Origin of the sequence: Microbacterium atlanticum (assembly GCF_015277815.1) — a bacterium.
Lineage (GTDB): Bacteria > Actinomycetota > Actinomycetes > Actinomycetales > Microbacteriaceae > Microbacterium > Microbacterium atlanticum.
Genome location: NZ_CP063813.1, coordinates 2,253,522 through 2,274,484 on the forward strand (window position 1 = coordinate 2,253,522; position 20,963 = coordinate 2,274,484).

16 protein-coding genes are annotated in these 20,963 nt (G+C 71.5%); 7 read left to right on the top strand and 9 right to left on the bottom strand.

Features of this window, described 5'->3' with window-relative positions:
* The first annotated feature begins 23 nt into the window (after positions 1 to 23).
* A complete protein-coding gene (locus tag IR212_RS10300; protein ID WP_194395834.1) occupies positions 24 to 1,328 on the top strand; it encodes an MFS transporter in 1,305 nt (434 codons plus the stop codon).
* A 27-nt stretch (positions 1,329 to 1,355) separates the two neighbouring features.
* Here IR212_RS10300 and IR212_RS10305 read toward each other — a convergent pair whose 3' ends face one another.
* The 5 genes from IR212_RS10305 to IR212_RS10325 all read right to left on the bottom strand — a co-directional run bounded on the left by IR212_RS10305 (position 1,356) and on the right by IR212_RS10325 (position 6,840).
* Positions 1,356 to 1,715, bottom strand: a complete 360-nt coding sequence (locus tag IR212_RS10305) for a YciI family protein (protein ID WP_194395835.1) — start codon at positions 1,713 to 1,715, stop codon at positions 1,356 to 1,358.
* 35 nt (positions 1,716 to 1,750) lie between these two features.
* Positions 1,751 to 3,106, bottom strand: a complete 1,356-nt coding sequence (locus IR212_RS10310; RefSeq protein WP_194395836.1) for an RNA polymerase sigma factor — start codon at positions 3,104 to 3,106, stop codon at positions 1,751 to 1,753.
* Positions 3,107 to 3,204: 98 nt separating this feature from the next.
* Positions 3,205 to 4,128 carry a TatD family hydrolase gene (locus IR212_RS10315; RefSeq protein ID WP_194395837.1) on the bottom strand — a complete coding sequence of 308 codons (924 nt, stop codon included), beginning with the start codon at positions 4,126 to 4,128 and terminating at the stop codon, positions 3,205 to 3,207.
* Entirely contained in the window at positions 4,128 to 5,702 is a 1,575-nt protein-coding gene (metG, locus tag IR212_RS10320; RefSeq protein ID WP_194395838.1) for a methionine--tRNA ligase, read from the bottom strand. Before metG ends, IR212_RS10315 begins: the two co-directional genes overlap by 1 nt.
* A 121-nt stretch (positions 5,703 to 5,823) precedes the next feature.
* Positions 5,824 to 6,840: a LacI family DNA-binding transcriptional regulator gene (locus IR212_RS10325; protein WP_194395839.1), complete on the bottom strand. Its 1,017-nt coding sequence runs from the start codon at positions 6,838 to 6,840 to the stop codon at positions 5,824 to 5,826.
* Between the two features lie 191 nt (positions 6,841 to 7,031).
* Between IR212_RS10325 and IR212_RS10330 the strand changes: the two genes are divergently transcribed.
* The 5 genes from IR212_RS10330 (at position 7,032) to IR212_RS10350 (ending at position 15,243) form a co-directional block, all read left to right on the top strand.
* Positions 7,032 to 9,068, top strand: coding sequence for a beta-galactosidase (locus tag IR212_RS10330; RefSeq protein ID WP_194395840.1), 2,037 nt, complete (start codon positions 7,032 to 7,034; stop codon positions 9,066 to 9,068).
* Positions 9,069 to 9,103: 35 nt separating this feature from the next.
* Entirely contained in the window at positions 9,104 to 10,333 is a 1,230-nt protein-coding gene (locus IR212_RS10335; protein ID WP_194395841.1) for a sugar ABC transporter substrate-binding protein, read from the top strand.
* Between the two features lie 142 nt (positions 10,334 to 10,475).
* Positions 10,476 to 12,089: an ABC transporter permease subunit gene (locus IR212_RS10340; protein ID WP_194395842.1), complete on the top strand. Its 1,614-nt coding sequence runs from the start codon at positions 10,476 to 10,478 to the stop codon at positions 12,087 to 12,089.
* The gene (locus tag IR212_RS10345) at positions 12,089 to 13,003 is read left to right on the top strand and encodes a sugar ABC transporter permease (RefSeq protein WP_194395843.1); all 915 of its coding nucleotides are present in this window, start codon (positions 12,089 to 12,091) and stop codon (positions 13,001 to 13,003) included. Before IR212_RS10340 ends, IR212_RS10345 begins: the two co-directional genes overlap by 1 nt.
* Before the next feature lie 41 nt (positions 13,004 to 13,044).
* Positions 13,045 to 15,243: a glycosyl hydrolase 53 family protein gene (locus tag IR212_RS10350; protein WP_194395844.1), complete on the top strand. Its 2,199-nt coding sequence runs from the start codon at positions 13,045 to 13,047 to the stop codon at positions 15,241 to 15,243.
* 20 nt (positions 15,244 to 15,263) lie between these two features.
* Here the strand turns inward: IR212_RS10350 and rsmI are convergent, their stop codons facing one another.
* The gene (rsmI, locus tag IR212_RS10355) at positions 15,264 to 16,082 is read right to left on the bottom strand and encodes a 16S rRNA (cytidine(1402)-2'-O)-methyltransferase (RefSeq protein WP_194395845.1); all 819 of its coding nucleotides are present in this window, start codon (positions 16,080 to 16,082) and stop codon (positions 15,264 to 15,266) included.
* Positions 16,083 to 16,105: 23 nt separating this feature from the next.
* Here rsmI and IR212_RS10360 point away from each other — a divergent pair, with 23 nt between their 5' ends.
* On the top strand, positions 16,106 to 17,689 hold the full coding sequence (locus IR212_RS10360) for a dolichyl-phosphate-mannose--protein mannosyltransferase (protein WP_194395846.1): 1,584 nt from the start codon (positions 16,106 to 16,108) through the stop codon (positions 17,687 to 17,689).
* 9 nt (positions 17,690 to 17,698) lie between these two features.
* Here the strand turns inward: IR212_RS10360 and IR212_RS10365 are convergent, their stop codons facing one another.
* From IR212_RS10365 to IR212_RS10375, 3 genes are read right to left on the bottom strand one after another with little or no spacing between them, the layout of a single operon-like run.
* Entirely contained in the window at positions 17,699 to 19,549 is a 1,851-nt protein-coding gene (locus IR212_RS10365) for a thioredoxin domain-containing protein (RefSeq protein WP_194395847.1), read from the bottom strand.
* A 26-nt stretch (positions 19,550 to 19,575) separates the two neighbouring features.
* Positions 19,576 to 20,412 (bottom strand): aldo/keto reductase, encoded by an 837-nt coding sequence (locus IR212_RS10370; protein WP_194395848.1) that lies wholly within the window; start codon positions 20,410 to 20,412, stop codon positions 19,576 to 19,578.
* A complete protein-coding gene (locus tag IR212_RS10375; protein ID WP_194395849.1) occupies positions 20,409 to 20,921 on the bottom strand; it encodes an ArsR/SmtB family transcription factor in 513 nt (170 codons plus the stop codon). Before IR212_RS10375 ends, IR212_RS10370 begins: the two co-directional genes overlap by 4 nt.
* Between the last annotated feature and the right edge of the window lie 42 nt (positions 20,922 to 20,963).

Genomic DNA, 20,963 nt, shown 5'->3' on the forward strand with positions numbered 1-20,963 from the left:
TCGTTCCGGCCTAGGATCGAGGGATGCCCTCCCTCGGCGACCTGATCGCGCCCCGCCGGCTGGGACGGGACTTCCGGTGGCTGCTGGCATCGTCCTGGACGAGCAACCTCGGCGACGGCATCGCCCTCGCCGCCGCCCCGCTGCTCATCGCCTCGCTCACCTCATCGCCCATCCTGGTTGCCGCGGGCGCCATGATGCAGTTCCTGCCCTGGCTGCTCTTCGGCCTGCTCGCCGGCGCCGTCGCCGACCACCACGACCGGCGGCGGCTGGTGATGCTGGCCAACGGCATCCGGGCGGTGATCGTGCTCGTGCTCGTCGTGTTCCTCGTGACCGGGCAGGCGACGGTGTGGCTGGTGCTCGCGACGGCGTTCCTCTACGGCACCGCGGAGGTGTTCGCCGACTCGGCGGGAAGCACCCTCCTGCCGATGCTCGTGAAGCCCGCCGACCTCGGCATCGGCAACGCCCGCATGCAGGCCGGCTTCCTCGTCGCCAACCAGCTCGCCGGCCCGCCACTGGGCGCCTTCCTCTTCGCGCTGGGCTCCTTCTGGCCGTTCCTGCTCCAGGTGCTGTGCGTGACGCTGGCGGTGCTGCTCGTCTCGCGCATCGCGCGCACCCCTGTGCCCGAGCACCCGGAGGCCGCTCCGGGCACCAAGGCGCATGCCATCCGCGAAGGGCTGCGGTGGCTGCGCTTCAATGCCCCGGTACGCACCCTCGTCATCATCATCCTGGTCTTCAACGTCACCTGGGCCGCCCCCTGGGGCGTGCTCGTGCTGTACGCCACCGAACACCTCGGCATGGGACCCGTGGGCTACGGCGCGCTCACGACCGCGTCCGCGCTGGGCGGCTTCATCGCCATCTTCAGCTTCGGCTGGCTCGAGAAGCATGTGTCGTTCTCCACGCTGATGCGCGTGTGCCTCTCGCTGGAAGTGCTGATGCACCTGGGCTTCGCGCTCACCACGTCGCCGATCGTCGCCTTCGCGATCATGTTCGGCTTCGGGCTGTACGCCTTCGTGTGGGGCACGATCTCCACGACGGTCCGCCAGCGCCTGGTGCCCATGGAGCTGCAGGGCCGCATCGCGTCGGTGAACATGGTGGGCGTCTTCGCCGGGCTCGTCATCGGCCAGTTCCTCGGCGGTGTTCTCGCCCAGCTCTTCGGGCTCACCGCGCCGTGGTGGTTCGCGTTCGGCGGCTCGGCGGTGACGCTGCTGCTGGTATGGCGCTCGATCTCGCACATCGCGGCGGCGAAGCCGGTGCTCGATGCCGACGAAGCCGATCAGGCCCGTCGTGAGGACGAGCCCGGGGCCGGCGGCCTTCCGCTGATCGACTGACCGCCCCGCCCGCTGGACCCGCGACGCCTACGCGCCTTCGTCCCAGGGGAGGCTGACGAGGGGCAGGATCAGGATCCGCCCGAGCACCGCGCTGGGGTGCTTCGCCATGTAGGCCGCCGCCTCGTCGATGGAATCCGCCTCGACGAGGTCGTAGCCGGCGAACCACTCCTTGAACTCGGGGAACGGTCCGTCCGTGACGAGCACGCTGCCGTCGCGCACGACGACCGACTTCGCGTGCTCGGCGGCCGCGACCGGCGCGCCAGAGCCCAGGCGGCCGGCATCCTCCCCCTCCTTCGCCCACGACTCGAGCATGCGCCGGTCGTCGTCCTGCGCGAGGGTCGACCCCGACGCGTCGGTCATGTGGATCACGAGGTACTGCTGGGTCACGATGGTTCTCCTCAGGGATGGGATGGGGACGAGACTCAGGGATGGGATGGGGACGAGACGGATGATCTCGATACGTCTCGTTGCTCGGCACTCGATCCGGCGGCCGCGACCTCGGCCCGTCGGCGAGTGAGGTGCGTGACCTCGGCGGTGTTGCCGGCGAGCGCGATGGCCCGGTCGTACGCAGCGGCGGCGTCGCCGGGTCGCCCGACGCGGCGCAGCAGCTCGGCGCGCGTCGCGTGGAACGCGTGATAGCCGTCGAGGGGATCGCCGAGGCGCTCGACCATGGCGAGCGCCACCTCGGGCGAGTCGAACTCGGACACCGCGACGGCCTTGTTGAGGGTCACGATCGGGCTGGGCTCGACCCGTTCCAGAAGCCCGTAGAGCGCCACGATCTGCGACCAGTCGGTGTCGCGCGCGTGTGCTGCACGAACATGCACCGCATTGATCCGCGCCAGGATCTCGTACCTGCCGAGCGCGCCGTCACCGCGAGCCGCAGCCGGATCGAGTGCCGGGGAACGGGGCATATCGGGAGCATCGATTCGCTCGCCCACCAGGGCGAGACCTTCGTCGATGAGCGCGCGGTCCCAGCGGGCGCGATCCTGCTCGTCGAGCCGTACGAGCTCGCCGTCGCCCGAGACCCGCGCGTCGGTGCGCGCCTCGGTCAGCAGCATGAGCGCGAGCAGTCCCGTGGCCGCGCCGTGCTCGGGCGAGCCCGCACGCAGCAGGGCGCGCACGAGCCGCGTGAGCCGGATCGCCTCGCCGGTGAGGTCGCGCCGCACCGGATCGTCCGCCGCGCCGGATGCGAGGTATCCCTCGTTGAAGACGAGGTACAGCACGGCGAGCACACCCTCGACGCGGGCCGGCAGCTCCTCGCCCTCGGGCAGGCGGTACGGGATCTTCGCGGCCTTGATCTTGGCCTTCGCGCGCGTGATCCGCTGACCCATCGTGGTCTCCTGCACAAGGAACGCGTGCGCGATCTCCGCAACCGTGAGGCCGCCCACGATTCGCAGCGTGAGGGCCACGCGCGCCTCCATCGACAAGGCGGGGTGGCAGCACGTGAACACCAGCCGCAGCCGATCGTCGTCGACCGCACCGACGGGCTCGGCGGGCGAGTCGTCCGTCAGCATGAGCGCCTCCTGCTGCAGCTCGTCGCGCCGGGCCTCGCGCCGCAGCCGGTCGATCGCCTTGCGGTTCGCCGTCGTCGTGATCCAAGCGCCGGGGTTCGGCGGGATCCCGTCGGCCGGCCACCGCGCGATCGCCGTTGCGAAAGCCTCGGCCGCCGACTCCTCGGCGATGTCGAGGTCGCCGAATCGGCGTGCGAGCCCCGCAACCACCCGCGACCACTCGTCGCGGTAAACGCGGGTGATCGTCGCGTCGACGTCGTGACCCATCGGCCCACCTTCCTCTGCCGAGGTCGCCGTGCGACTCCCTCCATGACAGCTACGAACAGCGCCCCCTGGATTCGACAGAGCAGCTCGCCATCCACGGGTCAGTCTTCGAACGCCCCGTAGACCTCGACGGTGTTGGCGGCGAGCTGCGCGCACAGCTCGTCGACGTCCACCCCGAGCTCGGCAGCCATGAAGCGCACCGTCACCGGCACGAGATAGGGCGCGTTCGGCCGCCCGCGGTGCGGAACCGGCGTCAGGAACGGGGCATCCGTCTCCACCAGGATCAGCTCACGCGGGATCACCGCGAGCGCGTCGCGGAGGTTCTGCGCGTTCTTGAAGGTGACATTGCCCGCGAACGAGAGGTAGTACCCCTGCTCCCCGGCGATCCGGGCCATGCCGGCGTCGCCCGAGAAGCAGTGGAACACCGTGCGCTCGGGCGCGCCCACGCGTGCGAGCGTCTCGAGCACGGCCTCGTGCGCGTCGCGATCGTGGATCTGCATCGCGACCGCGTGCTTCTTGGCCAGCGCGATGTGCGCCTCGAAGCTCTCGAACTGAGCGGGCAGGCCGTCGGCGCCGGTGCGGAAGAAGTCCAGGCCCGACTCGCCGATCGCCCGCACCCGCGGCTGCGCGGCGAGCTCGTCGATCGCGGCGATCGCCTCGTCCAGGCGGCCGGCGGCGGCGTACGCGGGAGCCTCGTTCGGGTGGATCGCGACCGCCGCGAGGACACGGGGGTGGGTTGCTGCGGCCCAGGCCGACCACCGGCTCGACTCGATGTCGCCACCGGCCTGCACGACGCCGGCGACGCCGACCGCGCCGGCGCGCTCGAGCTGCTCGTCCAGCGACAGTCCCGCCTCACCGTCTTCGATCTCGAGGTGCGCGTGGTTGTCGTACACCGGAACGGCGAGCGGCTCGGGGGACGCGGGATAGGTGACGTCGCGAGAACCCTTCTCGCGCGTGCGGACGTACTGCGACGGATCGCTCGCGGCGCCCGGGTACGGCACCCGGGGCTCAGGGACGGGTGTCATCAGACCGTCTGCTCGACGCGGGGGAACAGCGGCGCGAGGCCGTTCACCGAGGTGCCCGGCTTCAGCAGGCCCCACGTGCCGGCCTCCCGGATCGGCTGGTCCTGCAGTCGGCCCAGCGTCTCCGCGGCGCCGAGCGCGATCCACAGCTTCTCGGTCGACGCCGGCATCACCGGCGACAGCAGCACCGCGAGCGCGCGCAGGCCGTCGGCGGCGGTGTAGAGCACCGTCCCCAGCCGCTCGCGCTGCGTCTCGTCCTTCGCGAGCGCCCACGGCTCGTTCTCGGTGATGTAGAGGTTCAGCGCGTCGACGATCGTCCACACCGACGAGATGGCCTCGTCGATGCGGAAGCGCTCGATCGCGGCGTCGGCGGCGGTCGCGGCATCCGCCACCGTCCGCTGGATCTGCAGGTCGGCGTCGGTGTAGGCGGCGGGCGGGGGCACGATGCCCTCGAAGTAGCGCTCGACCATCGCGGTCGTCCGCGAGGCGAGGTTGCCGAAGCCGTTGGCGAGCTCGGCCTGGTAGCGGGCCGAGAGGTCCTCCCACGAGAACGAGCCGTCCTGGCCGAACGCGATCGCCGAGAGGAAGTAGAAGCGGTACGCGTCGGAGCCGAAGACGTCGGTGATCTCGGTGGGCGCGATGCCGGTGAGCTTGGACTTGGACATCTTCTCGCCGCCGACGAGCAGCCAGCCGTGCGCGAACACGCCCTTGGGCACGTCGACGCCCGCGGCCATCAGCATGGCCGGCCAGATCACCGCGTGGAAGCGCAGGATGTCCTTGCCGACCACGTGGTACGCCGGCCAGCGGCGCGCGAACTGCTCGGGGTCGGAGCCGTAGCCCACCGCGGTGGCGTAGTTGAGCAGCGCGTCCACCCACACGTAGATGACGTGCGACTCGTCCCACGGCAGCGGGATGCCCCAGTCGAACGCCGAGCGCGAGATCGACAGGTCCTTCAGCCCCGACCGCACGAACGAGACCACCTCGTTGCGGGCGCTCTCGGGCTGCACGAAGTCGGACTGGTACAGCTCGAGCAGGCGGTCCTGGAACTCGCTGAGCTTGAAGAAGTAGTTCTTCTCCTGCAGGAGCTCCAGCGGCTTGGAGTGGATCGCGCACACCTTGAGGCCCTCGAACGGGCCGGTGCCGTCGACGATCTCGGACTCCGGCTTGAACTCCTCGCAGCCGACGCAGTACAGCGCCTCGTACTCGCCGGCGTAGATGTAGCCGCGGTCGTAGATGGCCTGCACGAAGGCCTTGACGCGCTCCTCGTGGCGCTCCTGCGTGGTGCGGATGAAGTCGTCATTGGCGACGTCGAGCGTCTGCAGCAGCGGAAACCACGACTCGGTCACGAGCTTGTCGACCCACTGCTGCGGCGTGACGCCGTTCGCGCTGGCCGCGCGGAGCATCTTCTGGCCGTGCTCGTCGGTGCCCGTCAGCATCCAGGTGTCGTCGCCCGCCTGGCGGTGCCAGCGGGCAAGGGTGTCGACCGCCACGGTGGTGTAGCCGTGGCCGATGTGCGGCACGTCGCTCGGGTAGTAGATCGGCGTCGTGATGTAGAAGGACTGGCGGCCGGAAGTCACCAGGAGAGTCTAGTTCGAGCGGATGCCGCGCCCGCCGTCGTGACAAGGCGGCGTCGTGGGCCGCCCGCAGCGGGGGCACTCGTAACACGCACGCGCCGCGCGCCCTCCGCGCATCCGCGGGTCAGGCGCTCTCGCGCACGATGAGCGTCGTCGGCAGGGTGATCGGCCCAGGCGCCCCGCCGGCGATGACGTCGAGGAGCAGCGAGACCATCTCGTTGCTCAGGCGCTCCCACGGCTGGCGCATGGTGGTCAGCGGCGGCATGTGCGTGGCGGCGAGCCCCGAGTCGTCGAAGCCGGCGACCGCGATGTCATCGGGCACGCGCAGTCCCGCCGCGCGCAGGACCGTCACGGCGCCTGCCGCCATGCGGTCGCTGGCCGCGAACACGGCGTCGATGTCGCGCGTGCGCTCGAGGAGCCGGGACATGGCGGCGGCTCCGGAGTCCTGGCTGTAGTCACCCTCTTCGACCAGGGTGGGATCGAAGTCCTCACCCATCTCCTGTTCGAACCCCACGAGCCGGAAGCGTCCGCCGGGGGTGTCGTGGGGGCCGGCGATCATCGCGATGCGGCGATGCCCGCGCCCTCGCAGGTAGCGGGTCATCTCGCGAGCCGAGCCGATCTCGTCGACCGAGACGGTGGGCACCTGCGCCTCGTGGCCCAGCGGGATGCCGCAGCACACGGTGGGCACGCCGGCCTCGAGCAGCTCCTCGACGAGCGGGTCGGCCTCGTGCGACGAGATGAGCAGCACGCCGTCGACGTGACCGGCGCTGACGAAGTGGGCGACGTTGGCCCGCTCGGCGGGCGTGCCGGCGACGAGGAGGACGAGGGTCATCGACCGCTGCGCCAGCGCCTCGGCCGCGCCGCGCAGCAGGAGCGCGAACGTCGGGTCGTCGAACAGCAGGTGCTGCGGCTCGGTGAGCAGGAACGCCAGCGAGCCGGCGCGTCCGGTCGCGAGGCTGCGCGCGGCGTGATTGGCGGTGTAGCCCGTGCGGCGGATGGCCTCCTCGACCGCGGCGCGCGCGTCGGGCGAGACCCAATGACCTCCGTTGATGACGCGCGACACCGTGCCCCGCGACACGCCCGCCGCCGCGGCCACATCCCGGATCGTCGGCTTGCGCCGCACGGTCGTCGACTCCCCCACGACGAGCGACTCTACTCCCGTCGGGAGGCTTCGCCGGTGCCGACACGAAGAGAACCTGTGACCGGTCACAGTTCGGTAACGGTTGCGGGCGCACCCCTGCCGCACGACGTCGGCGCGGGTAAGACTGTGACCGGTCCCAGTCGGCACAGCCGCGTGACCGCCGATTCCACACCTGACCCGATGGAGCGTCCATGACCTCGCCCGACCGCTGGCCCGAGATCCGGGGCATCGCCTACGGCGGCGATTACACCCCCGAGCAGTGGCCGAGAGAGGTGTGGCGCGAGGACGCCGCCCTCATGCGCGAGGCCGGGGTAAACCTCGTCAGCGTCGGGATCTTCGCGTGGGCCCTCATCGAGACGAGCGAGGGCGTCTTCGACTTCGGGTGGCTCGACGAGCTGCTGGACCTGCTGCACGAGAACGGCATCTCCGTCGATCTGGGAACCCCCACCGCGTCGCCGCCGGCGTGGTTCTTCGCCGAGCACCCCGACGCGCGGGTCGTCTCCCGCGACGGCGTCACGATGGGGTTCGGCGCGCGCGGCATGGCCTCGCACGCCTCACCCGCGTACCTGGCGGCGATCGTCCGCATCGCGTCGGCCCTGGCAGAGCGCTACGGCTCGCACCCCGCGGTCGTGATGTGGCACGTCCACAACGAGTACGGCGTCCCGGTCGGCGAGGACTACTCCGCCCAGTCGGTGCGCGCGTTCCGCGAGTGGCTGCGTGAGAGGTACGGCTCGCTCGACGCGCTCAACGCGGCGTGGGGCACGGCCTTCTGGGGCCAGCGCTACGGCGAGTGGGAGCACGTCGGCGCCCCCGCCGCGGCACCGTCGGTGGTCAATCCGGCGCAGCGCCTGGACTTCGCGCGGTTCACCGACCACCAGCTGCGCGCGTGCTTCATCGCCGAGCGCGACGCCATCCGGGCGCACGCCTCGCAGCCGGTCACCACCAACTTCATGGCCAACCAGAGCTGGACCACCGACATGTGGGCGTGGGCGCGCGAGGTCGACATCGTCTCGGACGACCACTACCTGTGGGCAGCCGATCCCGAGGGCGAGATCGGCCTCGCGATCGCCGCCGACCTCTCCCGCTCGGTCGGCGGCGGAAAGCCGTGGATCCTCATGGAGCACTCGACATCTGCGGTCAACTGGCAGCCCCGCAACGTCGCCAAGCGCCCCGGAGAGATGGCGCGCAACTCGCTCAGCCACCTCGCGCGCGGGGCCGACGCGATCCTCTTCTTCCAGTGGCGCGCCTCCCGCTCGGGGGCCGAGAAGTTCCACTCGGCGATGATCCCGCACGCCGGCACGTCGTCGCGGGTGTGGCGGGAGGTCGTTGGACTCGGCGACGCGCTCGGACGCCTCGACGAGGTCCGCGGCTCCCGCGTGGACGCCGACGTCGCGATCCTGTGGGACTTCGAGTCGTTCTGGGCGCAGGACCTCGAATGGCGCCCGTCGGTCGACGTCTCCCACGCCGAGCGGGTCCGCGCCTTCTACGAGCGGCTGTGGCGCGACGGCATCACGGTCGACTTCGCACTGCCCGGCCACGACCTGTCGCGCTACAAGCTCGTGGTCGCCCCGGCGCAGTACCTGCTCGGCGCAGCCGACGCCGCGAACCTCACGCGGTACGTCGAGGCGGGCGGGACCCTCGTCGTCTCGTTCTTCTCGGCGATCGTCGACGAGAACGACGCGGTCCACCCCGGCGGCTTCGCGGCCCCGCTGCGTGACGCTCTCGGGCTGGTCGTCGAGGAGTTCCTGCCGCTGCGAGAGGACGCGCGGCACGCCGTGCAGTGGTCGGGGGCGGCATCGGCCACGACCCTCTCCGCCGACGCGTGGCAGGAGGATCTCGTCATCGCCTCCGCCGAGGTCAAGGGGACCTACGTCGACGGACCCGGCGCCGGCAAGCCCGCCATCACCCGCAACGCGCACGGAGCGGGACACGGCTGGTACATCAGCACGCGACTGGACGCCGCCGGCCTGCGCACGGTGATGACCGACGTCTACGCCGACGCGGGGGTCGCCCCCGCGGCGCACCCGGAAGGACTGGAGGTCGTCGTCCGGCGCGGCCACGCCGCCGACTTCGCGGTCGCCATCAACCATCGCGACGAGCCCGCCGCGTTCGCCGCCACGGGCGTCGAGCTGCTCAGCGAGGCCGCCGTCGACGGCGAGCTCGTCGTGCCGGCCGGAGGGGTCGCGGTCGTCCGCACCGACCGTGCCGGCACGGCCGCATCGTCCTGACCCTGCAAGATCCATCCACCACCGAAAGGGAAACCATGCGAAAGCAGATCGCACTCGGAGCGCTGGCGCTCACGGCAGCGGTCGTCCTCGCCGGCTGCGCCGGCGGCGGCTCGTCCGACGACGGCGATGAGGCCGAAGGCAGCGGCGCCGAGCTCGTCATCTGGACCGACGAGGAGCGCGAGCAGGCCATCTCCGACGCCGCAGCGGCGTTCGAAGAGGAGACCGGCGCGACGGTCACGCTCGTGCAGAAGAACTTCGAGGACCTGCGCAACGACTTCATCGCCCAGGTGCCGACAGGCGAGGGCCCCGACATCACCGTCGGCGCACACGACTGGCTGGGGGCGCTCGTCGCCGCCGGCGTGGTCGACACCATCGACCTCGGCGACAAGGCGTCGGAGTTCGAGCCCGTCGCCCTCGAGGCGATGACCTACGACGGCCAGCTCTACGCCCTCCCCTATTCGCTCGAGACCATCGCGCTCGTGCAGAACGCCGACCTCGTCGGCGAGGAGGCGCCGGCGACGTGGGATGACATGATCCAGCGCGGCCTGGCCTCCGGCGCCGAGCGTCCCTTCGTCATCAACACCAACGGCGAGACCGGCGACGGCTACACCATGTACGGGTTCCAGACCTCCTTCGGCGCCCCGGTGTTCGTCCAGGACGACTCCGGCTCGTACACGACCGAGGTCGGGATGGGCGGTCCCGCGGGCGAGGCGTTCGCAACCTGGCTGGGCGCCAACGGCTCGGCCGGCACCGGCTACATCTCGACGACCGTGGACTACGACATCAACAACGAGCTGTTCAACACGGGCAAGGCTCCCTACACGATCCAGGGCCCCTGGGCGATCAGCGCCTACACCGACGTCGAGAACATCACGGTGAACCCGATCCCGTCGGCGGGCGGCCAGACGGCCGCGCCGTTCGTGGGCGTGCAGGGCTTCTACCTGAGCTCGCAGTCCGAGAACGCGCTGCTCGCGCAGGAGTTCCTGGTGAACCACCTCGGCACCGAGGAGGCCCAGCGCGCGCTCTACGAGGCCGACCCGCGCATCCCGGCCTGGTCGACCCTCGCCGCCGAGGTCGCCTCCGACCCGATCATCGCCGGATTCCTCGCCTCGGCGCAGAACGGCGTGCCGATGCCGAGCATCCCCGAGATGGGCTCGGTGTGGGACCTCTGGAACGCCGCGCAGTCGCAGATCATCAACGGCGCCGACCCCGTCTCGACGTGGAACACCATGGTCGCCGACGTCCAGGCGGCGGTCGCGGGCTGAGCCCGGCCGCCTGACGACGAGGCCGCGGGCGATCGCGGCCGACAGACTCCGGGAGGCGGGTGAGTGCCTCTCCCCGCCTCCCGGACCCCAACCCCGCTCCGCGCACAGGCCGCCGGAGCACATCCCGCGACAGGAGCCGACGGTGGACGCACCCCCTCAGACGACGACGGCCGCCGCGCCGCGACCGAGCGAGCCGCACGGCCGTCGCTGGCGCGGCCCCGGCTGGGGCTTCCTGGCGAAGCTCGCCCTGATGGCGCTCGTCAACGCGTTCGGGGTCATGACCCTGCTGAGCGCCTTCCGCGCCGAGTCCTGGCTCGTCTTCTCGGCCACGCTCGTGCTGCTGCTGGCGGCCGACATCGTGTACTTCACCAAGCGCGCGCTGCCGCTGAAGTACCTGCTGCCGGGGCTGGTGTTCCTGCTGGTCTTCCAGATCTTCATCTTCGCCTACACCGCCTACATCGCCTTCACCAACTACGGCACCGGTCACGCCGGCACACAGGAGCAGGCCGTCGAGGCGGCCCTGATCCAGGGCGAGCGTCGCGTCGAGGACTCCCCCACCTACCCGCTGTCGGTCGTCGAGCGTGTCGGTGAGCTCGGCTTCGCGATCGTCGACGAGGACGGCGACGTGCTCGTCGGCTCGGCGACGCAGCCGCTGGAAGACGCGCGGGACGCCGAGATCGGCAGCGCCGGAACCCCGGCCGAGGTGCCCGGCTGGGAGGTCGTCCCGCGGGCGACCGTCATCACCGATACCGCCCTGCAGGAGCAGATCGCGAGCCTTCGCGTGCCCGTGTCGGAGGATCCGAACGACGGCTCGGTCCGCACGCGCGACGGCTCGTCGGGCGCCGTCTACGAGTCGACGCTGGTGTGGGATGCCGACGCCCAGACGATCACCGACACCACGACCGGCACGGTCTACAGCGCCACCGACAGCGGCTCGTTCGTCGCCGGGGACGGCTCGGCGCTCCCCGCCGGCTGGTTCGTGAACGTCGGATTCGAGAACTTCCTGCGGCTGTTCACCGATCCCGCGCTCGCCCAGACGCTCGCGATGGTCACGGTGTGGACCTTCGTCTTCGCGACGCTCTCGGTCGTGCTGCCGTTCGCGCTGGGCCTGCTGCTCGCGCTCATCTACAACGACGCGCGCTTGAAGGGCCGGCGGTTCCTGCGGACGCTGTACATCCTCCCCTACGCCTTCCCCGCGTTCATGTCGGCGCTGCTGTTCCGCGGAATGTTCAACGCGGAGTTCGGCGTCATCAACGACCTGTTCTTCTTCGGCGCCGACATCAACTGGCTGGGCGATCCGTGGCTGGCCCGTGCCGCGGTGGTCTGGGTGAACCTGTGGCTCACCTACCCGTACTACTTCCTGGTGTGCACCGGCGCGCTGCAGGCGCTCCCGCAGGACACGCTGGAGGCGGCATCGATCGACGGCGCCGGCCGCTCGCGCCAGCTGCGGTCGATCATCCTGCCGCTCGTGCTGGTGGCGACCGCCCCGCTGCTGATCTCGTCGTTCGCGTTCAGCTTCAACAACTTCACCGTGATCTACATGTTCAACAACGGCGGTCCGGCGATCCCCGGCGCGCCCTATGCGCTGGGCGCCACCGACATCCTGATCTCCGCCATCTACGACATCTCGGGGGTGTCCGGCGGCGCCGCCGACTACGGCCTCGCGAGCGCCCTGTCGATCCTCGTGTTCGCCGTCGTCGGGGGCATCTCGGCGATCGCCTTCCGCCAGACCCGCAAGCTCGAGGAGTTCCAGTGATGTCCACGACAACCGCTGCGCCCGCCGCCTCGACGACCGCGCGCGCCACGGGTGACCGCCGCTCCGCGCGCCGTCGCCGCTGGCTGCTCGAGGTCGGCTGGAAGTACCTGCTCGCCGTCGTCGTGATCTTCTACGCGGTGTTCCCGCTCGTGTACGTGCTGTCGGCATCCCTCAACCCGAACGGCACGCTCGCCGCCAGCAACGCCCTGTTCAGCGTGATCGACCTGTCGAACTACGCGGCCCTGGGCGAGACGCGGTTCTGGACGTGGGCGGGCAACACGCTGCTCATCGGCGGCATCGCCGCCGTGGGCGCCGTGCTCATGGGAGCCGCCGCCGCGTACGCCTTCTCGCGGTTCCGCTTCGCCGGCCGGCGCCCCGGCCTCACCGGCCTGCTCATCATCCAGATGTTCCCGCAGGCACTGGCCTTCGTGGCCATCTTCCTGATGCTGCTCGCGCTGGGCGAGGTCGTGCCCGCGCTGGGGCTCAACTCCAAGATCGCCCTCATCTGCGTGTACCTCGGCGGCGCGCTCGGCGTGAACACGTTCCTGATGTACGGCTTCTTCAACACCGTGCCGATCGAGATCGACGAGTCCGCGAAGATCGACGGCGCGACGCACGCGCAGATCTTCTGGCGGCTCATCATGCCGCTCGTGACGCCGATTCTCGCCGTGGTCGCGCTGCTGGCGTTCATCGCCGCGTTCGGCGACTACATCATCGCCAAGATCGTGCTCGTCTCCGAGGAGAACTGGACCCTCGCGGTGGGCATGTACCAGTGGGTGTCCAACCAGCTCGCCTCCAACTGGGGGCTGTTCGCGGCCGGCGCCGTCATCGCGGCGGTCCCCGTGCTCGTCCTCTTCCTGTCGCTGCAGCGCTACATCGTCGGCGGCCTCACCGCGGGGTCCGTCAAGGGCTGACCCCTCCACCTGACACTGATCACCGTCGATCGGAGAATCGCATGTCCCACCCCTCCCGCCCCCGCCGCATCCGGACCGTGCTCAGCGCGGTCGCGGCATCCGTCGCCGTCGTCTGCGCGGGTGCGCTCGCCGTGCCCACCGCCTCGGCGGCAACGGTCGATGACGGGCCGGTCGACGCCGGCGTCTTCGTCGACAGGGTCGACGGCCTCGCCGAGGACTTCGCGATGGGGGTCGACGTGTCGACCGTGCTGTCGCTCGAGGAGAGCGGCGTGGTGTTCCGCGACGCCGCGGGCGAGCCGGCCGACCTGTTCGCGGTGCTCGCCGACAACGGCGTGAACTCGGTGCGCATCCGCGTCTGGAACGACCCGTACGACGCGTCGGGCCGCGGCTACGGCGGCGGCACGGTGGACGTGGACCGGGCCGTCCGGATCGGGCAGCGCGCGACCGCCGCCGGCCTGGACGTGCTCGTCGACTTCCACTACTCCGACTTCTGGGCCGACCCCGCCCGCCAGCTGGCGCCGAAGGCGTGGCAGGGGCTCAGCGACGCCGACACGGTCACCGCGCTGCACGACTTCACCGCCGATGCGCTGCAGCGCTTCGAGGACGCGGGCGTGGATGTGCGGATGGTGCAGGTCGGCAACGAGACCAACAACGCCATCGCGGGGCACACGCGTCCGGGGCGCGAGATCGACGCGCAGTTCGCGGCGCTCGTCTCGGCGGGCAGCGCCGCCGTGCGCGAGGTGCTTCCCGACGCCCTCGTCGCCGTGCACTTCACGAACCCCGAGACGCCGGGCCGCTACGCGACCTATGCGGCGGGGCTCGACGCCTTCGACGTCGACTACGACGTCTTCGCGAGCTCCTACTACCCGTACTGGCACGGCGCGATCGACAACCTCACGGCCGTGCTGACGGAGGTCGCCACGACCTACGGCAAGCAGGTCATCGTCGCCGAGACGAGCTGGGCGCACACGCTCGAGGACGGCGACGGCTACCCGAACGTCATCGGGGCGGGCGGCATCACCGGCCAGTACCCGGTGAGCGTGCAGGGGCAGGCGTGGGAGCTGCGCGACGTGATCGCCGCGGTCGCCGCGGTCGGCGATGCCGGCATCGGCGTCTACTACTGGGAGCCCGCGTGGCTTCCGGTCGGGCCGCCGTCCGAGGTCGAGGCGAACCGACTGCTCTGGGAGCAGTTCGGCTCGGGCTGGGCGACGAGCGCGGCCGGCGACTACGATCCCGTCCACGTCGGCGAGTACTACGGCGGTTCGGCGTGGGACAACCAGGCCCTCTTCGCGTGGGACGGCACGCCGCTCGAGTCGCTGCGCACCTTCTCCTACGTGCGGACCGGCGCCGTCGCGCCGCGCGAGATCGTGTCGGTCGAGGAGGTGTCGCTCCTCGTCGTCGACGGCGCCCCGATCGCGCTGCCCGACACCGTCGAGGTCGCCTACAACGACCGCACCACCGAGCAGCACGCGGTGCACTGGAGCGACGCCGTCGCGTGGATCCGCGGACCCGGCGCGTACTCGATCCCAGGGAAGACCGACTCCGGGCTCGACGTGACCGCGGACGTCACGGTCGAGGCGCCGAACCTCGTCGTGAACCCCGGCTTCGAGAGCGCCGACATGAGCGCGTGGACGCTCACCGGACCGGCGGCCAGGCAGGAGACGGCCGACGGCTTCGCGGGCGACTACGCCGTCACCTTCTGGAACGGGTCCGCGTACGAGACGTCGGCGTCGCAGACCGTCACCGGCGTGCCCGCCGGAACGTACGTGCTGCAGGCGACGACGCAGGGCACCAACAGCCCCGCCACCGACACCCGGACGCTCGAGGCGACGACCTCGGCGGGCACCTGGACCGCGCCGCTGGAGTTCACCGTGTGGAACGACTTCCACACGGCGACGGTGCCCGGCATCGTGGTGGGAGAGGACGGCGTCGTCTCGATCTCGGCCGAGTTCTCGCTGTCGGCCGGAGCGTGGGGCGTTCTGGACGAGGTGCGACTCGTCGACGCGGCATCGGTGGGCGGCGGGTCGCAGCCCGACACGACGGCGCTCGAGCAGGCCCTCGCCGATGCGGCATCCGTCGACCGCGACCGCTACTCGGTCGACTCGCTCGCCGTCCTCGACGACGCGATCGCCGTCGGCGAGGTCGTCCTCGCCGGATCGAAGGCGACCGCTGCGGACGTGAAGGCCGCCACGAAGCAGGTCGACAAGGCGATCCACCGCCTGAAGAAGGCCAAGCGGTAGGGACCGCCCACCGGCGGCGCTCAGTCCCGCGCGGACAGAGACGCCTGATAGAGCTCGCGGCTGGAGTGTCCCGTCACCTGGGACACTTCGGCCGCGGCGTCCTTGCGCCGCACGCCGCCGGCGACGAGGGCGACCACTTGGGCGACCGCATCCGGGAAGGCGACGGCGCGCGCGGCGGCCCCCGCCACCACGATGACCACCTCGCCGCGCACGCCGCCGTCGGCCCACTCGACGAGCTCGGAGAGGGTCCCCCGCGCGACTTCCTCGTGCAGCTTCGTCAGCTCGCGGCACACGGCCGCCCGCCGATCCGCTCCGAACTCGGCGGCCATGTCGGCCAGGGTCGCGGCCACGCGCGACGGCGCCTCGAAGAACACCATCGTGCGAGGTTCGCCGGCGAGGGCACGGAAGGCCGCGAGTCGCTCGCCCTGCTTGCGCCCGACGAATCCCTCGAATGTGAATCTGTCTGTCGGCAGGCCCGACACGGCGAGCGCGGTCAGGACGGCGCTCGGGCCGGGGATCGCCGTGACCTGCACGCCCGCCGCGGCGGCCGCGGCGACGAGCCCGTAGCCGGGATCGCTCACCGTCGGCATGCCGGCGTCGCTCAGGACGAGCACGTCCCCGTCGCGGGCGAGGGCGACGAGCTCGGGCGCCCGCTCCTTCTCGTTGTGGTCGTGCAGGGCGATCAGGCGCGGGCGGTTGCCGACGCCGAGCGCGGCGAGCAGGCGCTGCGTGGTGCGGGTGTCCTCGGCGGCGACGACCGTGGCGCTCTCCAGCGCCTCGACCAGCCGGCGGGAGGCGTCCCCGAGGTTTCCGATCGGGGTCGCCGCGAGGATGATCACGCCCTCAGCCTAGACTTGACCGGGTGACGGATGCCCCGCGGCTCGAGACCGACGAGACCGCCGCGCCGCTCCTCCCCCCGGCCCGGCCGAGCCTCTACGACCGGTTCACCCGCCGCCTCGGCGAGGACCCACGGGCGGCCCGCCTCTACGCCTGGCTGGGCCCCGCCATCGTCCTCCTCATCGCCGCCGTCCTGCGCCTGTGGAATCTCGCCGCCGCGCATGACCTGATGAACCAGTTCGACGAGACGTACTACGTCAAGGACGCCTGGACCCTGCTGAACCTGGGCTACGAGGGCTCGTGGCCGGCCGACGCCAACGACCGATTCCTGTCGGGCGATGTCGACGCCTTCACCGACGAGCCGTCGTTCGTCGTGCACCCGCCGCTCGGAAAGTGGATCATCGCGCTCGGCATGATGGCGCTCGGCCCGGGGTCCGGGTGGGGATGGCGCATCACCGTCGCCCTGCTGGGCACAGCGGCGGTGCTGCTGCTGATGCTGATCGCGAAGCGACTCACGCGCTCCACCACCTTCGCCGTCGTGGCCGGCCTCCTCATGGCCGTCGACGGCCTGGCGATCTCGATGAGCCGCGTCGCGCTCCTGGACACGCCGCTCACCTTCTTCGTGCTGCTGGGGTTCCTCTTCGTCCTCCTCGACCGCGAGCGGACGATGACGCGCATCGCAGGGACCGTCGCGGCACGGCACGAGGGGGACGTGCCGCCGTCGTGGGGCCCGGTGCTCTGGAACCGCCCGTGGATCGTCGCGGCGGGCGCCGCTCTCGGTGCCGCGAGCGCCGTGAAGTGGTCGGGCGCCTGGGTGCTCGCCGGCCTGGGGGTCTACCTCGTCGTGACCGACGCGCTGGCACGACGCCGCGCCGGCGTGCTGCTCTGGCCGACGGATGCCGTGCGCCAGGGCCTTGCGACGTTCCTGCTGTTCGTCCCGGTCGCCGTCCTCGTCTACGTCGCCTCCTGGACGGGGTGGCTGGTGACCGACAACGGGTACGACCGCCAGTCGGGCGGCAGCGCGATGGAGAGCCTGTGGCGCTACCACGTCGCGATGTACGAGTCGACGTCGGGGATCGTCGCGCACCACGCGTATGAGAGCCCCGCGTGGCAGTGGCCGCTGCTGCTGCGTCCGACCGGCATCTACTACCGTCAGGATGCGTTCGGCGTCGACGGCTGCCAGGCGGCGAACGGGTGCTCCGAGGTGATCTCGTCGATGCCGAACCCGCTGGTCTGGTACGCGGGCGTCATCGCCGTCCTGTACCTCGCCTACCGGTTCGTGGTGGCCCGCGACTGGCGTCACGCGCTCGTGCTCACGGGGGTCGCGGTGACCTACGTGCCGTGGCTGTTCCTGCCGGAGCGCACGGTGTTCCACTTCTACACGGTGGCCATCCTGCCGTTCGTGCTCCTCGCGCTGACCTTCGCCCTGCGCGACATCGCAGGCGGTCAGTCGACCGACGCGTACCGACGTCTGACCGGTCAGCGTCTCGTGCTGGTCTTCCTCGGCGTCGCGCTGGCGCTGTCGGCGTTCTGGTACCCGATCATCTCGGCCATGACCGTGCCCTACGACTTCTGGCACCTGCACATGTGGATGCCGAGCTGGGTGTGAGGCCTGCCGTCAGCCGTCGAGCCGGCGGGGTTCGGTGAGCGGCAGCCGGCACGCGAAGTCGCGGCAGTCGTAGGCGGTCGGGACCCCGTCGCGCATCGCCTTGTCGGCGAACAGCGCGAAGCCGGCATCGGCCCACGCCGCCGCCTGCCCCGGCGACACCACTGCCACGACCTCGGCACGGATGCCGCGGGCCCGGTCCGCCAGCTCGGCGCCGGGGTCGCCCGTCACGACGACCACCTGGCGCGGCGGCGCCGCGAGGGTCGTCGCGACCCGCAGGAGCGCCCCGTACGCGAGCGGCTGCGAGAGCGCGGCCCGGACGTGGGTGCCGACGAGCCGCTCGGCCAGGACGCGGTAGCCGTCGCCCGCGCCGAGCGTGCAGAGCGCGGCGGCCGCCTCTGCCAGCGACGCGGTGCCCGACGGCTCGTCGGCGTCGGATGCCGTGTCCGGCGCCCCGATGCCCTGCCGGGTCAGCACCGGATCGCCGCCGCCCGGCACCGACACGGCGCCGTCCTCCCCCATGCACGCGTCCACGAGCTCCCGCGCGCGGACGGCGTAGGCCACTTCGCCGGTCGCGACGGCGAGAGCGACGAGGCCGGCGGCCAGCTGGCCGTGGTCGGCGAGCGTCGCGTGGGCACGGGAGGGGATCTCGTCCAGGGAGGCGCGCAGGAGACGCCCATCGGCGTCCACGTTGGCCTCGAGCACGGCATCGGCGGCCCAGCGCGCCGCCTCGATCCACGCCGCCTCGCCGAGCCGCGCGCCGGCGCGGGCCAGCGCGCCGATCGCGAGGCCGTTCCACGCCGTCACGACCTTGCCGTCGACGGCGGGCGGCTCCAGGCCTGCCCGCGCGGACGCGTCGAGGAGGTAGTAGCCGCCCTCGCTGCGCGCACCGTCGATCCACGACTCCGAATCCTGCGCCGCGCCGAAGCCCCCGCTGGGCTGCTGGAGCACCTGGGTGAGGAACCCGGCGACGCCGCGGACGATGTCGGAGCGGGCGGATGCCGCGTCCACCGCGACGTCCAGCAGCTGCGCGTTGTCGGTGAGCATGCGCTCGTAGTGCGGCACCGTCCAGTCGGGCCGGGTGGCGTAGCGGAAGAAGCCGCCCTCGACCGCATCGCGCAGCTCGGAGGCCGCCATCGCGTCCAGCGCGCGATCCGCGACGGCCGACGCCTCGGGCGCGCCCTCCCGGACGACGCGGGTCTGCAGGAACCGCAGGGCCGTCGCGACCGGGAACTTCGGCGCGGGCGTCGTCGGGTCGCCGAATCCGCCGTGCCGCGGGTCCTCACGGGCCGCGAGGATCCTCGCGGCCGCCGCCAGCTCCTCGGAGGTCGGCAGCGAGGCGCCGGAAGCGGGCGCGGCGACCTGGACCTCGGCTAGCGCGTCGGCGACGGCATCCGCGGTGGAGTCGATCTGATCCCGGCGCTCGGTCCAGGCCTCACGCACCGCGGCCAGGACCTGCCGGAACGACGGCATGCCCGCCCTCGGCTCGGGCGGGAAGTAGGTGCCGGCGTAGAACGGACGCCCCTCCGGCGTGGTGAACACCGTCAAGGGCCAGCCGAGACTCCGCGTGAAGGCGGCGGCTGCGGCCATGTAGGCCGCGTCCACTTCCGGGTGCTCCTCCCGGTCGACCTTGACGGACACGAAGCCCGCGGCGAGGTCGGCCGCGGTTCGCTCGTCGGCGAACGACTCCCGCGCCATGACGTGGCACCAGTGGCAGGTCGAGTAGCCGATCGACACCATCACCGGGACATCCCGCCGTCGCGCCTCGGCGAACGCCTCCTCGCCCCACGGGTACCACGGCACAGGGTTGCCGGCGTGTGCCCGCAGGTAGGGGCTGGTCGCCTCGGCGAGACGCGGGTTCACGACATCCGCTCCCTCGTCGCGCGAGGTCAGTTGACCTCGTCGGGGTGGGCGCTCACGCGACCGGAGCCGTCGCCGGGATCCATGGCGTCGATCGCCGCGACCTCGTCCGCACTGAGCTCGAAGTCGAACACGTCGAGGTTCTCTTCGAGGCGCTCCCGGCGCACCGACTTCGGGAAGACGATGAACCCCTTCTGCAGGTGCCAGCGCAGCACCGCCTGTGCCGGCGTCTTGCCGTGCGCGGCGGCCGCCGCGGCGACCGGCTCGGCGGCGAAGAGGTCGTACTTGCCTTGGCCGAGCGGACCCCACGACTCGATGAGGACGTCGTGCGCCGCCGCCCAGTCGGTGATCTCACGCTGCTGGTATGCCGGGTGCAGCTCGATCTGGTTGACAGCGGGGACGACGCCGGTGGCGGCGACGATCCGCTCCAGGTGCGGGACGAGGTGGTTGGATACGCCGATGCTGCGCGTCATGCCGGCGTCGCGCAGCTCGACCATCTTCTCCCACGCGTGGACGTAGTCGTCCTTGGCGGGGGTCGGCCAGTGCACCAGGTAGAGGTCGACCCGCTCGAGCCCGAGGCGGTCGAGGCTCTCGCCGATGGCGGCGCGCGGCTCATCGTCGTGGTGCCGGTCGTTCCAGAGCTTGGTGGTCACGAACAGCTCGTCCCGGTCGATGCCGCTGCCGGCGATCGCCTTGCCGACGCCCTCTTCGTTGCCGTAGATCGCGGCCGTGTCGATGTGGCGGTAGCCGATCTCGAGCGCCTCGGCGACGGCACGCTCGGTGTCTGCGGGCGGCACCTTGAAGACGCCGTAGCCCAGCTGGGGGATCGAGTTGCCGTCGTTGAGGGTCACGCTGGGGACTGTCATGCATTCAGCCTAGGTGCGTCCGCGCGCCACGGCCGGGGCGGCGAATACGGGACGTAGATCGGCGGCGGGACCGGTGCCTCGTCGTCGGGCGAGCCCCGGTCCACGAAGGACGTCTGGATTCCCCGTCGTCCTCGCTGGCTCGGTCGCCCCGGGCCACGGAACGGCACAGACGGGTACTGCGGCAGGTGCGCGAGCGGATCGCGGAACCGGCGGGCGTCGGCATCCCACCCGATGGCGCTCGCGTACTTCGCGCGGATGTCCGAGACCGCATGCTCGAGGCTTTCCAGGCCTTCGGCGGTGAGGCGATACCAACGCCAGTTCTCCTCCGCCCGGCCATCGACGTAGCCGGCGTCGCGCAGGAGCCTGACGTGCTTTGAGACCGCCGTGCGGCTGATGCGGAACTCGCGGCCGACGACGTCCGCAAGCTGCCCGGCCGTGTGCTCGCCGCTCGCGAGGATGTCGACGATCCGACGGCGGACCGGGTCGGCCAGAGCCTCGAACGGGTGCATGGGCTCGAATGTAGGCGGACGGGCGCGCGGCTCTGTCGCTGT